The sequence below is a fragment of the Caldalkalibacillus uzonensis genome (assembly GCF_030814135.1).
GTDB classification, from domain to species: Bacteria; Bacillota; Bacilli; order Caldalkalibacillales; family Caldalkalibacillaceae; genus Caldalkalibacillus; species Caldalkalibacillus uzonensis.
This window is the reverse complement of record NZ_JAUSUQ010000001.1, coordinates 295,203-310,558: the sequence shown is the minus strand read 5'-3', so window position 1 is coordinate 310,558 and position 15,356 is coordinate 295,203. Positions and strand designations below refer to the sequence as shown.

The 15,356-nt window shown below is 49.2% G+C and carries 16 protein-coding genes; all 16 read left to right on the top strand.

Annotation, left to right across the window (positions count from 1 at the left end; all coding sequences use genetic code 11):
• Positions 1-105: 105 nt before the first annotated feature.
• The 16 genes from fapR to trmD all read left to right on the top strand — a co-directional run bounded on the left by fapR (position 106) and on the right by trmD (position 15,331).
• On the top strand, positions 106-693 hold the full coding sequence (gene fapR, locus J2S00_RS01610) for a transcription factor FapR (RefSeq protein WP_307334741.1): 588 nt from the start codon (positions 106-108) through the stop codon (positions 691-693).
• The gene (gene plsX / locus J2S00_RS01605) at positions 690-1,688 is read left to right on the top strand and encodes a phosphate acyltransferase PlsX (RefSeq protein ID WP_307334739.1); all 999 of its coding nucleotides are present in this window, start codon (positions 690-692) and stop codon (positions 1,686-1,688) included. Before fapR ends, plsX begins: the two co-directional genes overlap by 4 nt.
• Positions 1,685-2,677, top strand: a complete 993-nt coding sequence (locus J2S00_RS01600; protein WP_370875805.1) for a beta-ketoacyl-ACP synthase III — start codon at positions 1,685-1,687, stop codon at positions 2,675-2,677. Before plsX ends, J2S00_RS01600 begins: the two co-directional genes overlap by 4 nt.
• Before the next feature lie 89 nt (positions 2,678-2,766).
• A complete protein-coding gene (fabD, locus tag J2S00_RS01595; RefSeq protein WP_307334738.1) occupies positions 2,767-3,705 on the top strand; it encodes an ACP S-malonyltransferase in 939 nt (312 codons plus the stop codon).
• Positions 3,702-4,445 carry a 3-oxoacyl-[acyl-carrier-protein] reductase gene (fabG, locus tag J2S00_RS01590; RefSeq protein ID WP_307334736.1) on the top strand — a complete coding sequence of 248 codons (744 nt, stop codon included), beginning with the start codon at positions 3,702-3,704 and terminating at the stop codon, positions 4,443-4,445. The genes fabD and fabG overlap by 4 nt, the downstream gene beginning before the upstream one ends.
• A gap of 73 nt (positions 4,446-4,518) precedes the next feature.
• A complete protein-coding gene (locus tag J2S00_RS01585; protein WP_307334734.1) occupies positions 4,519-4,752 on the top strand; it encodes an acyl carrier protein in 234 nt (77 codons plus the stop codon).
• A gap of 104 nt (positions 4,753-4,856) precedes the next feature.
• Positions 4,857-6,098, top strand: a complete 1,242-nt coding sequence (gene fabF / locus J2S00_RS01580) for a beta-ketoacyl-ACP synthase II (RefSeq protein ID WP_307334733.1) — start codon at positions 4,857-4,859, stop codon at positions 6,096-6,098.
• 16 nt (positions 6,099-6,114) lie between these two features.
• The gene (gene rnc / locus J2S00_RS01575) at positions 6,115-6,819 is read left to right on the top strand and encodes a ribonuclease III (RefSeq protein WP_307334732.1); all 705 of its coding nucleotides are present in this window, start codon (positions 6,115-6,117) and stop codon (positions 6,817-6,819) included.
• Between the two features lie 67 nt (positions 6,820-6,886).
• On the top strand, positions 6,887-10,453 hold the full coding sequence (smc, locus tag J2S00_RS01570; RefSeq protein WP_307334730.1) for a chromosome segregation protein SMC: 3,567 nt from the start codon (positions 6,887-6,889) through the stop codon (positions 10,451-10,453).
• 97 nt (positions 10,454-10,550) lie between these two features.
• Positions 10,551-11,549 carry a signal recognition particle-docking protein FtsY gene (gene ftsY / locus J2S00_RS01565; protein ID WP_307334728.1) on the top strand — a complete coding sequence of 333 codons (999 nt, stop codon included), beginning with the start codon at positions 10,551-10,553 and terminating at the stop codon, positions 11,547-11,549.
• Positions 11,550-11,716: 167 nt separating this feature from the next.
• On the top strand, positions 11,717-12,049 hold the full coding sequence (locus J2S00_RS01560; protein ID WP_307334727.1) for a putative DNA-binding protein: 333 nt from the start codon (positions 11,717-11,719) through the stop codon (positions 12,047-12,049).
• Positions 12,050-12,061: 12 nt separating this feature from the next.
• Positions 12,062-13,411 (top strand): signal recognition particle protein, encoded by a 1,350-nt coding sequence (gene ffh, locus J2S00_RS01555; RefSeq protein WP_307334725.1) that lies wholly within the window; start codon positions 12,062-12,064, stop codon positions 13,409-13,411.
• Positions 13,412-13,493: 82 nt separating this feature from the next.
• A complete protein-coding gene (gene rpsP, locus J2S00_RS01550; RefSeq protein WP_307334724.1) occupies positions 13,494-13,763 on the top strand; it encodes a 30S ribosomal protein S16 in 270 nt (89 codons plus the stop codon).
• 24 nt (positions 13,764-13,787) lie between these two features.
• Positions 13,788-14,015: a KH domain-containing protein gene (locus J2S00_RS01545; protein WP_307334723.1), complete on the top strand. Its 228-nt coding sequence runs from the start codon at positions 13,788-13,790 to the stop codon at positions 14,013-14,015.
• Positions 14,016-14,055: 40 nt separating this feature from the next.
• Positions 14,056-14,583: a ribosome maturation factor RimM gene (rimM, locus tag J2S00_RS01540; protein ID WP_307334722.1), complete on the top strand. Its 528-nt coding sequence runs from the start codon at positions 14,056-14,058 to the stop codon at positions 14,581-14,583.
• Positions 14,576-15,331, top strand: a complete 756-nt coding sequence (gene trmD, locus J2S00_RS01535; RefSeq protein ID WP_307334720.1) for a tRNA (guanosine(37)-N1)-methyltransferase TrmD — start codon at positions 14,576-14,578, stop codon at positions 15,329-15,331. The genes rimM and trmD overlap by 8 nt, the downstream gene beginning before the upstream one ends.
• Positions 15,332-15,356: the final 25 nt, after the last annotated feature.

Genomic DNA, 15,356 nt, shown 5'->3' with positions numbered 1-15,356 from the left:
GGGAAAGAGAAGGAAAATTAAGGATTGCGATTTTCAGTTCACTACTATATACTACTATTAAGACCAAGTGCTAAATGAGGAGTGGAGTTGTGGTGGTGATAGGGGATGCCCAAACTATCGAAAAAAGAGCGACAAAACCAATTAGTTGAGCTGTTACATAAGAATCCATTTATGACTGATGAAGAATTGGCCCGACATTTTCAGGTCAGTGTTCAAACCATCCGTTTGGATCGCTTGGAAAAATCAATTCCCGAGCTGCGGGAACGAATTAAAAGCGTGGCTGAACAAAATTATGATGAGGTCCGCTCCCTTTTAGTGGATGAAGTGATCGGAGAGATCATCGATTTGCAGTTGGATAAAAGCGCCATTTCTATTTTGGATATCCGGGAAGAGCATGCCTTTACCCGCAATCAAATTGCTCGGGGGCATCACCTATTCGCCCAGGCCAACTCCCTGGCTGTGGCTGTCATTGATGACGAATTGGCGCTGACTGCTTCGGCCAATATCCGCTTTCTCAGGCCTGTGAAAGTGGGTGAAAGAGTTGTGGCCAAGGCCAGGGTGACTGAAACTAAAGCTGACCGGACCAAAGTTCGTGTAGAATCTTTTTGTGGCGAAGAAATGGTATTTTCAGGTCATTTTACTGTGTACCGGTCCACTGTGAATTCAACAAGGGAGGTTAGCCCACAGACATGAAGATTGCCATTGACATCATGGGGGGCGATTATGCACCGGATGAAATTGTCAAAGGTGCCTTACTCGCTCTTGATGCCTTTGACGACATCGAACTGGTCTTGGTCGGCAGGAAAGAAGAGATCACCTCTCGTCTCGGAGGGTGGACGGACCGGATCCAACTGGTCCACACTGATGAAGTGATTGCTGCTGATGAGGAACCTGTGCGCGCAGTGCGGCGTAAAAAGAATGCTTCTTTGGTGACATGCACCCGCTTGGTTAAGGAGCAAAAGGTACATGCTTGTATCTCAGCAGGCAACACCGGTGCTTATATGACGGCGGGTTTGTTGGTGACCGGACGGATTAAAGGTATCGAGCGTCCGGCACTAGCCACAGTGATGCCCACGTCAACCGGCAGTCCGGTTCTGCTACTGGATGTAGGAGCCAACGTAGAAGCCAAGCCGGCTCACTTAGTGCAATACGCTTGGATGGGCCATATCTACGCCAACCGGGTGTTGCATATACCTGAGCCCCGAATCGGGTTATTAAATGTGGGTACTGAGGAAACAAAAGGCAATGAATTGGTGAAATCAGCCTACGGCCGATTAAAAAACGAACCGCTGAACTTCATTGGCAATATTGAAGCGAGGGATATTCCCTCTGGAGGCGCTGATGTTGTCGTGTGTGACGGTTTTACTGGGAATGTAGTCTTGAAACTGACCGAAGGGGTGGCCGGTTCTATCTTCACCATGCTGAAAGAGGTGATGACTGCTACACCGGTACAAAAAATCGGTGCATTGTTGTTAAAACCGGGACTGAAAGGATTCAAAAAGAAAATGGATTACACCGAATACGGCGGTGCGCCGCTGTTGGGATTGGACGGCATTTGCATCAAAGCCCACGGTTCGTCCAACGCCAATGCCGTCAAAAACGCGATTCGGCAGGCAAGGGAATGTATTACACAGGATGTTGCCGGGCTGATTCGACATGAATTAGGGAAAGTGAGTGAGACATATTGAGCAGACAAGGGGTTGGCATTTTAGGAACAGGGTCTTTTCTGCCTGAAAAGGTTTTAACTAACCGTGATTTAGAAAAAATGGTAGATACGAATGATGAATGGATCCGTACCCGGACAGGGATCAGGGAGCGCCGGATTGCTGATGAACACATGGCTTCTTCCGATTTGGCTTACGAAGCAAGTGTCAAAGCATTGCAGCATGCTGGCATCTCTGCCGAAGAGCTGGATATGATCATTGTGGCCACTGTTACACCAGACATGTTTTTTCCATCAACAGCCTGCATTTTGCAACACAAATTGGGCGCACCTAAAATTGCCGCCATGGATCTGTCGGCGGCCTGCAGCGGATTTCTGTATGCTGTCTCCACCGCAACCCAGTTTGTGCAAAGTGGCATGTACCGTTACATTCTGGTTGTCGGAGTGGAGTGTCTGTCCAAAATTACAAATTGGAAGGACCGTAACACTTGTGTGCTGTTTGGTGATGGTGCTGGTGCCGTAGTGATTGGACCAACAGAGGAGGGGTTCGGATTTCTATCTTTCGAATTAGGGTCAGACGGAAGCGGGGCCGACCTGCTTAATCTGCCTGCTGGAGGCTCGCGTCTGCCAGCTTCTGCCCGGACGCTAGAGGAGGAAAAACACTTTATTTATATGAACGGCCAAGAGGTATTCAAGTTTGCAGTCCGTGTGATGGAGCAGGTCTCTGTTTCAGTGATTGAAAAAGCAGGCCTTTCCAAAGAAGATGTCCAGTTTCTGGTTCCCCATCAGGCTAACCTGCGCATAATTGATGCCGCCCGCAAGCGGCTTGGCTTAGGGGAGGAGCGGGTTGTGATTAATCTTGACCGCTACGGGAACATGTCCTCAGCCTCCATACCGGTTGCTTTAGATGAGGCTGTGCAGAACGGACGGATTAAAAAAGGAGATGTTGTTGTTTTTGTCGGTTTCGGAGGAGGACTAACCTGGGGAGGCAGCGTGATGCGCTGGAATATGTAAGTGAATATCATATTGCAATGATCTTCATCACGTTTAATTGTGTTAAAAGGGCTATCCAATTGAAAGATACAGAGAAAGGGGATTCAGTTGTGGGTAAAATCGCCTTTGTGTTCCCCGGGCAAGGGGCACAATATGTAGGTATGGGCAAAACATTGGCTGAACAATATGAAGCGGCTAGGAACATCTTTGCCTTGGCTGATGAAAGTTTGGGTTACTCGCTTTCAACGTTGTGTTTTGAAGGGCCTGAAGAAGAACTCCGTCTTACATACCATACCCAGCCTGCCATTTTAACGACCAGCATAGCCCTGTATGAGGTCTTAAAAACAGAAGCCCCCCGTCCAGATTATGTGGCCGGCCACAGTTTGGGCGAGTATTCCGCTCTGGTTGCAGCGGAGGCGTTGTCATTCGCAGATGCTGTGACCACTGTTCACAAGAGGGGTAAATTTATGGACGAAGCTGTTCCGGCAGGACAAGGAGCCATGGCTGCCGTGATTGGCGGGGACAGGGACGAAGTGCAGCGTATTTGTGAGGAGATCAGCTTGGAAGGAGATGCGGTCCAGCTGGCTAACCTGAACAGTCCTGGCCAAGTCGTGATCTCAGGCACCAAAGAGGGCGTGGAGAAAGCTTCACAGCTGATTAAAGAGCAGAAAAAGGCCAGACGTGTCATTCCCCTGGAGGTGAGCGGTCCCTTTCACTCTGACTTGATGAAACCTGCTGCCAGCCGGCTGGCCCATGCGCTGGAGAAGGTAACTATTCACAATGCTAAAGTGCCGGTGGTGACCAATGTGGAAGCAAGACCGGTTATGCTGGCCGAGGAGATCGAACATGCCTTGATCGAACAGGTATTTTCTCCCGTATTATGGGAAGACTCTGTGAGATGGATGATTGAGGCCGGTGTGGACACCTTTGTAGAAATTGGACCAGGGCAGGTTTTGGCTGGTTTAATTAAGAAAACGAGCCGTGATGTTTCGGTTTGCTCCGTGTATGATGAAGTTTCCTTGAAGCAAACATTGGAGGTGATCAAGTGAGTTTGTCTGGTAAAGTCGCACTGGTGACAGGCGGTGCCAGGGGGATTGGCCGGGCTATAGTCCTGGCTTTGGCCAAGGCAGGAGCTGATGTGGCCATCAATTATGCCGGCAGTGAGCAGGCGGCGAGCCAACTGGTTCAGGAAGTGGAACATCTGGGACAAAAGGCCATCGCGGTCAAAGCCAACGTGGCTGAGCAAGCGGCCGTCAACGATATGGTCAAACAAGTGATTGAAACCTTTGGCCGGCTGGATATTCTGGTCAATAACGCCGGCATTACCCGGGACAATTTGCTGATGCGCATGAAAGAAGAAGAATGGGATGCCGTCATCAATGTCAACTTAAAAGGCGTGTTTAACTGCACCAAGGCTGTCACCCGGCAAATGATGAAGCAGAAGTCGGGGCGGATTATTAACATCTCTTCCGTTGTAGGTGTGATGGGCAACGCCGGCCAGGCCAATTATGTGGCGGCCAAGGCTGGAGTAATTGGCCTGACCAAAACAACGGCCCGGGAACTGGCGGCCAGGGGAATTACGGTCAATGCCGTTGCTCCTGGTTTTATCCAGACTGATATGACTGATGTCCTGGGTGAAGAGATTAAAGAGCAGCTCTTAACCCAAATTCCCCTCGGACGCTTGGGAGACCCCGATGACATTGCCCGTGTCGTCAAGTTTCTGGCCTCTGATGATGCGGCCTATATCACAGGCCAGACGATCCATGTAGATGGCGGCATGGTCATGTAATTTTCGACACACATAGCCAGCTTTGATATGATATAATCACCTGGGGCAAACCCTTGAGAGGAGGTGAGAGAAGATGGCAGACACATTTGAACGGGTGAAAAAAATTATTGTTGACCGTTTGGAAGTGGATGAGTCTCAGGTTACGCCTGAAGCTTCCTTCAAGGATGACTTAGGCGCAGATTCTCTTGATGTGGTTGAATTGGTGATGGAATTGGAAGATGAATTTGACATGGAAATCTCCGATGAGGATGCAGAGAAAATCACCACTGTGGGAGAAGCTGTCGCCTACATAGAGTCACAACTGTAAAAGCTGAACCGGCTGATGTGATGATAAGTCCCGTTCTACAACGGGACTTCCCTTTCATTACGCACGGAACAGTTTGACCCTGTTGATATAGAGGTGAAAATAAAATGAATCGACGTGTAGTGATCACCGGGTGTGGTGTGATCACCTCCCTTGGTCAAGATATTAACAGTTTTTGGGATAATATCGTAAAAGGGAAATCCGGCGTTTCCAAAATTGAATCTTTTGACGCCAGCGAACATGCCACTAAAATTGCGGCCGAAGTGAAAGATTTTAACCCTGAGGATTATATGGACCGCCGGGATATTAAGCGGACGGACCGTTTTGTTCAGTTTGGTGTTGCCGCTGCCAAGCTGGCTTTAAAACATGCTGAGCTCACGATTACGGAAGAGAACGCTCATGATGTGGGTGTCTATGTGGGATCCGGCATCGGCGGATTAAAGACATGGGAAGAGCAGCATAAAGTGATGCTGAACAAGGGACCGAAAAGGGTCAGCCCGTTTTTTATCCCCATGATGATTGCCAATATGGCTTCCGGTGTAATTTCTATCGAAACAGGAGCCAAAGGCCCGAACAGCGCCTCCATGAGCGCCTGCGCCACGGGGACCCACGCCGTTGGAGATGCATTCAACATTATTCGCCGCGGCCAGGCCGAAGTGATGATAGCAGGAGGTACAGAAGCCACCATCACCCCACTTGCTTTTGCTGGTTTTAATGCTAACAAGGCGCTGTCTACCCGTAATGACGAACCGGAAAAAGCAAGTCGGCCATTTGATAAAGACAGGGACGGTTTTGTGATGGGAGAAGGGGCCGGGATTGTTATTCTAGAATCTCTTGATCACGCCCTAAAACGGGGTGCTTCCATTATCGCTGAAGTGGTGGGCTATGGCATGACGGGAGATGCCTACCATATTACCAGCCCGGCACCTGAAGGAGAAGGTGCCGCACGGGCCATGGCCATGGCCTTGAAAGATGCCCGGCTCAATCCGGAAGAGGTGGACTACATTAATGCCCATGGCACCTCTACACCTTATAACGATAAGTTTGAAACTATTGCTATCAAAACGGTCTTTGGTGAGCATGCTTACAAGCTGGCAGTCAGTTCCAGCAAATCGATGACCGGTCACTTACTGGGTGCTGCCGGCGGCGTGGAAGCAATTGTAACTGCTCTAGCAATCAGAGATCAAATTTTGCCTCCGACGATTAACTATGAAACACCTGATCCGGATTGTGATCTGGATTATGTGCCCAATGAAGCACGCCAAAGCAAGGTGAATGTGGCCCTTTCCAATTCTTTAGGATTTGGTGGACACAACGCCACCATCATTCTCAAGCAATACGAAGCCTGAGCAGTGAGGGAAAGGTATGGCGAAAAAAGAACAATTTGAAGCGTTCCAAAAGCGAATCGGGATTGCGTTTCAGGATGAGACACTGTTGGTGCAAGCCTTTACTCACTCTTCTTACGTCAATGAACATAAAAACAAAGCATACAAGGATAATGAGCGACTGGAGTTTTTGGGGGATGCGGTATTGGAACTGACCGTTTCCCAGTATTTGTACACCCACTATCAGACGATGAGCGAAGGGGAAATGACCAAACTGCGGGCGGCCATTGTTTGTGAGCCTTCTTTGGTCCAACTGGCCAATGAGCTCGAGTTCAGTAAACTGGTCCGCCTGGGCAGAGGCGAAGAGATGGCGGGAGGGCGGGAGCGTCCCGCCCTGCTGGCCGATGTGTTTGAAGCCTTTGTTGGCGCCTTGTACCTGGACCAGGGCCTTGAGGCAGTGGACGCCTTTTTGGCCAAATATGTCTACCCAAAAATTGATGCTGGCGCGTTCTTTAAAATTGTGGATTACAAGAGCCAGCTGCAGGAGTATGTTCAACACGATAACTTGGGTGAGCTCACTTACCAGATTGTCAGTGAAAAGGGACCGGCCCACAACCGTGAATTTGTGGCCAAGGTTTGTTTAAGCGGCAAAGATCTGGGCATGGGCACAGGCCGGTCTAAAAAAGAGGCTGAACAGCGTGCGGCCGAGCAGGCCTTAAAAAAATTAGGTGTTTGTTTTCAGTGAAAGAAGCGTTAAAATGTGTTTGACGCTTCTTTTTTCCGCTTTTATGTTATGTAAAGGAGGTCAGCCCATGTACCTCAAACGTTTGGAATTATACGGGTTTAAATCTTTTGCCGACCGGACCGAATTAGAATTCGTGCCTGGGATCACCGCCGTGGTCGGTCCCAACGGCAGTGGGAAAAGCAATGTTTCCGATGCCGTACGCTGGGTTTTGGGGGAACAGTCGGCCAAAACGCTGCGAGGTTCCAAAATGGAAGATATTATTTTTGCCGGAAGTGACACCCGCAAACCGATCAACTATGCGGAGGTTTCCCTCACCCTGGACAATACGGACCACAGTCTGGATATTGACTATTCTGAAGTGACGGTCACCCGCCGGGTTTACCGTTCCGGTGAAAGTGAATACCTTATCAATAAACAGCCCTGCCGTTTGAAGGATATCACTGAGCTGTTTATGGATACCGGCTTGGGCAAGGAAGCCTATTCCATTATCGGGCAGGGCCGGATTGAAGAAATATTAAGCACCAAAGCCGAGGACCGCCGCGGCATTTTTGAAGAAGCGGCCGGTGTGGTGAAATATAAAAACCGCAAAAAGGAAGCAGAACGAAAACTGGAAGAAACAGAAGCCAATTTAACCCGCATCCAGGACATTATTGCTGAAGTGGAAGACCAACTAGGCCCTCTGGAGGAACAAGCGGCTAAAGCCAGCAAATACAAAACCTTGAAGAGTGAGCTGACTGAAAAGGAAATTGCCTGCTATGTCTACTTAATCGAAACCTTGTATCAAGAATGGGAAGAGGCAAATAAACAACTTGAAGCCCTCAAGGCCGATGAACAAGTCCATACGGCCCAAGTGAACCAGCAGGAAGCGGTGTTTGAGCAACTGAAGTGGGAACTGAATCAAACGGAAGCTGATCTGGACAAGCTGCAGCAACTCTTGCTCACCGTGACAGAGGATGTGGAAAAGCTGGAGGCTCAAAGGGAAGTGCTCAGGGAACGGAAGAAAAACTTCTCTTCCAACAAGCAGGATATCTTAGATAAAATGAAACAGCTTAAAAAACGTCAGCAAGAGAGCGCTAGTGAATGGGAGAGAGAAAAGGAAAAGCTGGGGCTACTGGAAAAGGAAGTTCAGGCACTGGAAGAAAAGGTGCGGGAGCAGGAGGAGCAAGTTCACCAGCTGGCTGAACATGTGGAAGAGCGTCTGGAACAACTGAAAGGGGATTATATTCAGCATTTAAATGAGCATGCCTCGCTCAAAAACGAATACCGCCATCTGGAACGTACCATTGAGCAATACCAGCAGCGCCTGAGACGTTTGGAAGAGGAAAACAAACGTGACCTGAATGAGCGGGAAGCATTGTACGAGGCTTTCCAGGAGAAAGAGGACCAGCGCCAGGCCGTCCAAAATAAACTTGAACAGCTGAGAGAACGGTATCAAGCCTTACAGACCAATAAAAAAGATTTACAGGACAAGCTGAAAGAGGAGGAAGAAGTGTACCGCGGGCAGCTTTCCCGTCTGGAGCAGCTTCAAGCCCGTAAGCAATTTCTCCATGAGCTAAAAGAAGATTTCAGCGGCTATTTTCAAGGGGTTAAAGAGATTCTGAAAGCAAGGGACACCCGTTTGTCAGGCATTGACGGAGCGGTGGCGGAGCTGATTACGGTTCCCAAGAACTATGAGCTGGCCATTGAAGCCGCTTTGGGTGCCGCTCTGCAGCACATTGTGGTTCGGGATGAAGCCAGCGCCCGGGAAGCTATTGCCTACTTAAAAAAGCACCAACTGGGACGAGCCACGTTTTTACCCCGCAGTGTGATTCAAGGGCGTTTGATGCCCCGCCATCACCGCCAAGTGGTTGAACAAGGCCAAGGGGTCATCGGCTTGGCCAATGAACTGATTACAGTGGATGACACATACCGGTCTGTCATTGATTACCTGCTTGGACAGGTGATCGTCACCGGTACATTAAAAGAAGCTAATGAGCTGGCCAATCGGCTGGAGTACCGTTACCGGTTGGTCACCCTGGACGGTGACATCGTCAATCCTGGCGGTTCCATGACAGGGGGCAGTGTGAAAAAAAATAAAAGTAACCTCATAGGCCGGGAAAGGGAAATTGAGACACTGGAAGAGACGATTAACAAGTTGAAACAAACCTTACAGCAGGAAAAACAACACCTGGATAACACCTACAAAAAACTGCAAGAGATCGACGCTCAGCTTGAAGCTGTGCAGCAGGAAGGGGAACAACTGAAGGAGGAAGAGCAACAGTATAAGGAGACTCTCGCCCAGCTGGAATTTCAGAAAAAGCGGCTGGATGAAAAATTGGAGCTGTATGACCAGGAAAGTGCCGAGTATCAGCGCCAGCTGAGTGAAGCCAAAGCGCAGAAACAACAGACAGCCCGTAAATTGAGTGATCACCAGGAACAATCCAACTCCATAGAGGTGGAAATCAAAAAGCTGGAACAGCTCAAGAAGGAGAATGAACAAACCAAAGCGGCAACAAACGAGGAATTGACCCGTTTAAAGGTACAGTTGGCCGGCAAACAGCAAGAATATGAAGGGCTGTTGCGCCATGTCCAGCGTCTCGCTGTGGCTAAACAAGAAGTAGAAGATGAACTGGCTTTGGTCCAGGACAATCTGCTGCAGCTGGAAGGCAATCTTGGGGCCCAGCATACTAAGGAAGACGAACTGGAGCAGCTGGTTAAGGCCAAAAAGGAAGAGAAAGAAACTTTAAACCAACAAATTGAGTCATGCCGTCAGAAACGCAAAGAAAAGCAGCAAGCTTTAGAAGAGCTTGAAATTGAAATCAGGGAGCTGCGTAAAGTTTTAAAGCAGACGGAAGCTGGCATTCACCGTCTGGAAGTGAAGGCCAACCGGCTGGATGTGGAACTGGAAAACTATTTCACCATTTTACGGGAAGAATATGAGTTAAGTTATGAATTGGCCAAAGAACAATATGCCTTGCAGGCTGACTATCAGCAAGTGAAACAAGAAGTAGATCACCTAAAGGGGGAGATTCAGAGACTGGGAACAGTGAACTTGGGCGCTATAGAGGAGTATGAGCGCCTCTCAGAACGGCATTCCTTCCTCAAAAAGCAGGAGGTTGATTTACTGCAGGCCAAGGACACGTTGTATGGCGTGATTGAGGAAATGGATGGGGAAATGAGCAGGCGGTTTGAAGCGACTTTTAAACAGACACGGGAACATTTCTTGCAGGTTTTTCAACAGTTATTTGGCGGAGGACGGGCCGACCTGATTCTGACCAATCCTGAGGATTTGCTTTCCACCGGGGTTGATATTGTGGCCCAGCCCCCGGGGAAAAAACTGCAACACCTCAGCCTTTTATCCGGTGGAGAACGGGCTTTAACCGCCATTGCCCTGTTGTTTGCCATTCTGCGGGTCAAGCCGGTTCCTTTCTGCGTGCTGGATGAAGTGGAAGCGGCTTTGGATGAAGCCAACGTTTATCGTTTTGCCCAGTATTTAAGGGAATTCTCCCAGCAAACCCAGTTTATTGTCATTACCCACCGTAAAGGGACGATGGAAGGGGCTGACGTCTTGTACGGCATTACCATGCAGGAATCTGGGGTTTCCAAACTGGTTTCAGTGAAGTTGGAAGAACAAAAACAGATGGTAACCGCCTAGGGGCCCTCCCACCTGAATACTTCCGCTATCTAAAGCAAGACGTTTCAGTGCCACGTGCTTTTGGAACCACATGCTTCTTTCGAACAGGAGGATGACGATGAGTTTCATTAAAAAATTAAAAGAAAAAATTACCCAGCAAACAGAAAGTGTGACTAACAAGTTTAAAGAGGGGTTGTCCAAAACCAGAGATTCGTTCGCCGATAAAATTAACGACCTGTTAAGCCGCTACCGCAAAGTGGACGAAGAGTTTTTTGAGGAGTTGGAAGAAGTTCTGATCCAGGCTGATGTAGGTGTACAAACCGTGCTAGATTTGGTCGATGATCTCAAGATGGAGGCCAAACGGCAAAAAATTGAAGACAGCGAGGCTTTAAAACCGTTGATCATCGAAAAGTTTGTGGAGCTGCTGCAGCCCTCTGCCGAAAATCAGGAACTGAACGTCCAGGATGGCAGTCTGACGGTCATTCTTTTTGTCGGGGTGAACGGCGTAGGCAAAACCACCACCATCGGCAAAATGGCGCATATGTTTAAACAACAAGGAAAAAAGGTGCTGCTGGCCGCAGGGGATACATTCCGGGCCGGGGCTATTGAGCAGCTGGAAATTTGGGGAGAGCGGGCTGGTGTGGACGTCATCAAGCATCATGCTGGCAGCGACCCGGCCGCTGTAGTATATGATGCCATCCAAGCAGCCCGAAAACGGGAGATTGACGTGCTCCTTTGTGACACGGCTGGCCGCTTGCAAAACAAAGTGAACCTGATGCAGGAATTAAACAAAATTTACCGGGTTATTCAGCGGGAGATTCCTGAAGCCCCTCACGAGACACTGCTTGTTTTAGACGCCACAACAGGTCAAAACGCGCTGTCCCAGGCGAAGACGTTTAATGAGGCTACAGGTATCTCCGGCATTGTACTAACCAAACTGGACGGTACAGCGAAGGGCGGTATTGTCATCGCAATCCGCAATGAATTGGGCATCCCCGTTAAATATGTTGGCCTGGGAGAGAAACTGGATGACCTGCAACCCTTTGACGTTGAGCAGTATGTGTACGCCCTGTTCTCTGAGCTGTTTGAAGAAAGAGAGCAGCAGCCCGCAGAATGAGCATCACCTGGGACGCTAAGCAGGGCCTTGGTGCGGCTAAGATAAAGATGTGACAAGAAAAATACCTTGACAGAGAATGTCATATCAAGTATGATAAGATACTGTTAAGGTTACAAACTTGTCACCCCTTAACACTCCCTTTGGAGGGCCAAAAGAGGAGTTTGCTCATGCTGGAGAAGAAGACGCATCTGAACCTGCTGTATGATTTTTACCATCCACTGCTGACAGACAAGCAACGGCAGTATATGGAGCTGTACTACTATGACGACCTGTCCCTGAGCGAAATTGCCGAGCAGTTTCAAGTGAGCCGTCAGGCTGTCTATGAACACCTGAAACGGGCTGAAGAACTGCTCACAAAATACGAAGCCCAGTTGCAGCTGGCTGCAAAGTATGCACAGCGCCAACAACTGCTGGAACGAATGACAGGTTTGCTGGAGGAAAGCTCACCGGATAGGGAAGAACTGAAACGTCTGGTGTCCGCATTGAAAAACGTGGATTAGGAGGCGGCGCGTATGGCCTTTGAAGGATTAGCCGACCGACTGCAAGAAACGTTGCGCAAGATCAGGGGAAAAGGTAAGGTGACCGAAGCGGACGTTAAAGAGATGATGCGGGAAGTGCGTCTGGCCCTGCTGGAGGCGGACGTCAACTTTAAAGTGGTGCGTGACTTTGTCAATCGTGTCAAAGAAAGGGCTGTCGGTCAAGAGGTGTTAAAAAGCCTCACCCCTGGCCAACAGGTGATCAAAGTCGTTAACGAGGAACTGACTGCTTTGATGGGCGGGGAAAACGCCAAACTAGCTGTCAGCCAGCGCCCGCCGACCGTGATTATGATGGTCGGTTTGCAGGGGGCCGGTAAAACGACCACAACCGGAAAGCTGGCCAAATACTTGCAAAAGCAAAACCGTAACCCGCTCTTGGTCGCCGCCGATATTTACCGTCCTGCCGCCATAAAACAGCTGGAAGTGTTGGGTGAGCGGCTCAATGTCCCCGTTTTCTCTCTGGGCGACAAGGAAAGCCCGGTGGAGATTGCTAAAAAGGCGATTGAACAAGCCAAAGAACAGCACAACGATTATGTTTTGATTGATACGGCTGGCCGCTTGCATATTGATGAAACCTTGATGGGTGAATTGAATCAAATCAAGGAAGCGGTCAATCCTGAAGAAATTCTGCTGGTTGTGGATGCCATGACCGGTCAGGATGCCGTCAATGTTGCCCAAAGCTTTAACGACCAGCTGGATATCACCGGTGTTATTTTAACCAAGCTGGACGGTGATACGCGCGGTGGTGCAGCCTTGTCGGTCAAGGCTGTTACAGGGCAGCCTATTAAGTTTGTGGGGATGGGCGAGAAGCTTGAGGCTTTGGAACCCTTCCATCCCGACCGGATGGCGTCTCGTATTTTGGGCATGGGTGATGTGCTCACCCTGATTGAAAAAGCCCAGCAGGAAGTGGATAAGGAAAAAGCGAAAGAGCTGGAACGCAAGATTCGCAAGATGGAATTTACCTTTGATGACTTCCTGGAACAGCTGGAGCAGGTGCGCAACATGGGGCCGCTGGATGAACTCTTAGGCATGCTGCCCGGTGCAGGCAAAGTGAAGGGCTTAAAAGATCTTAAAGTGGACGAGAAAAAATTAAAACAAGTGGAAGCGATTGTGCGCTCCATGACCAAAGAAGAGAAACAAAACCCTGAGATTATCAATGCCAGCCGTCGCAAACGGATTGCCCAAGGCAGCGGCACCTCCGTTCAGGATGTGAACCGTCTGCTCAAACAGTTTCAGGACATGAAAAAAATGATGAAGCAGATGGCCAACATGGCCGGGAAAAAGAAAAAAAGGAAGGGCTTCAAGTTTCCCTTTAGCCCGTTTTAATTAATACTGCTTATCAAACTTGTAGTTTGTTAAATGATTAACTCTAATAACGCTAAAAATAATCATTAAGGAGGACATGAACATGGCAGTCAAAATCCGTCTGAAACGCATGGGTGCTAAAAAGAAACCATTTTATCGTGTGGTGGTGGCTGATTCCCGCTCTCCCCGAGATGGCCGTTTTATTGAAGAGATCGGCACCTACAATCCGGTCAGCCAGCCCGCTGAAGTGAAAATCGATGAGGAGAAAGCATTGAAGTGGCTGCAAAACGGAGCCAAGCCGTCAGATACGGTACGCAGCTTACTAAGCAAAGCAGGCGTCCTAGCCAAGTTTCACGAACTGAAACTAAAATAAGGCCGGTTTGAGGGGGCTAGAGCCGTGAAAACACTCATTGAAACGATCGCCCGCTCCCTTGTTGACCATCCCCAAGAAGTGCAAGTCACCGAAAAACAGCATGAGCAGGCAATTGTTTATCAATTAAGCGTTCATCCGGATGATATGGGCAAAGTGATTGGCAAACAGGGCAAAATTGCCAATGCACTGCGGACAGTGGTTAACGGGGCAGGCAGCAAACAGGGCAAACGCATCTATATTGACATTGAGTAGATCATGATGAGGACTCACAGGAAAGAAAGCAGGGTGAGTGATGACCAAGTACTACACAGTTGGCAAAATTGTAAATACTCATGGCATCCGCGGCGAAGTGCGTGTCATCACCGTTTCCGATTTTAAAGAGCAGCGCTATCAGCCTGGGAATACCCTGTACTATTTCGTCAATCACCAACAAGTTGATGGTAAGCCGCTCACGGTGGCCAGTCACCGCACACACAAGCAATTTGATTTGCTCACTTTCGAAGGTCACCACACCATTAATGATGTGGAACAGTATAAAGGGGGCTTGCTCAAAGTCCCGGAAGATGAACGGGAGCCCCTTCCTGAGGGAGAATATTACTTTGATCAAATCATTGGCTGCCAGGTGGTGACCGATGCAGGTGAGACGCTGGGCACAGTGGAGACCATCTTAACCCCCGGGGCCAATGATGTGTGGGTGGTTAAAGCACCGGGACGGAAGAGGGAGATCCTGATTCCCTATATAGAGGATGTGGTCAAAGAGGTGGATGTGGACCGGAAGCAGATTACCATCCATGTGATCGAGGGGTTACTAGATGAGTAAGCTCTCCATCGACATCCTGACCCTGTTCCCCGAGATGTTCAGCGGTGTCTTAAACAGCAGCATCCTGGGTAAAGCACAGGAAAAAGAATTGGTCCGCTTCCAGTTGATTAACTTCCGGGACTATGCCTCCAACAAGCATCATCAAGTGGATGATTACCCTTATGGGGGTGGCGGTGGCATGGTGTTGAAGCCGGAACCCCTTTTTTATGCAGTAGAAGATCGTTTGAGCCAGCTCCCGGCTCAGGTGAAACCGCGCATCTTGCTCATGTCCCCGCAGGGAGAACCTTACACACAAAGGAAAGCAGAGGAATTGGCCTGTGAGGATCATCTGATGTTTATCTGTGGCCATTATGAGGGTTATGATGAGCGCATTCGCCAATACTTAGTGACCGATGAGCTGTCTATTGGTGACTATGTCTTAACCGGCGGCGAGCTGGCGGCCATGGTGATCATTGACAGCATTGTCCGGCTGCGTGAAGGCGTACTTGGCAATGAATCCTCACCTAAGGATGACTCATTCAGCACTGGTTTGTTGGAATATCCCCAATATACCCGTCCCGCTGATTTTAGAGGCATGAAAGTACCTGAAGTTCTCTTGTCAGGCCATCATGAACGCATTAAGGAATGGCGCCACCGTCAGTCCTTGTACCGGACCTGGCAGCGCCGTCCCGATCTATTAGAGCACTATCCGTTATCCGAACAGGAAAAAGCTTGGCTTGCTGAATGGGAAAAAGAGAAAAAGCATTGAGTTCAAACGCTGTATATGCTAATAT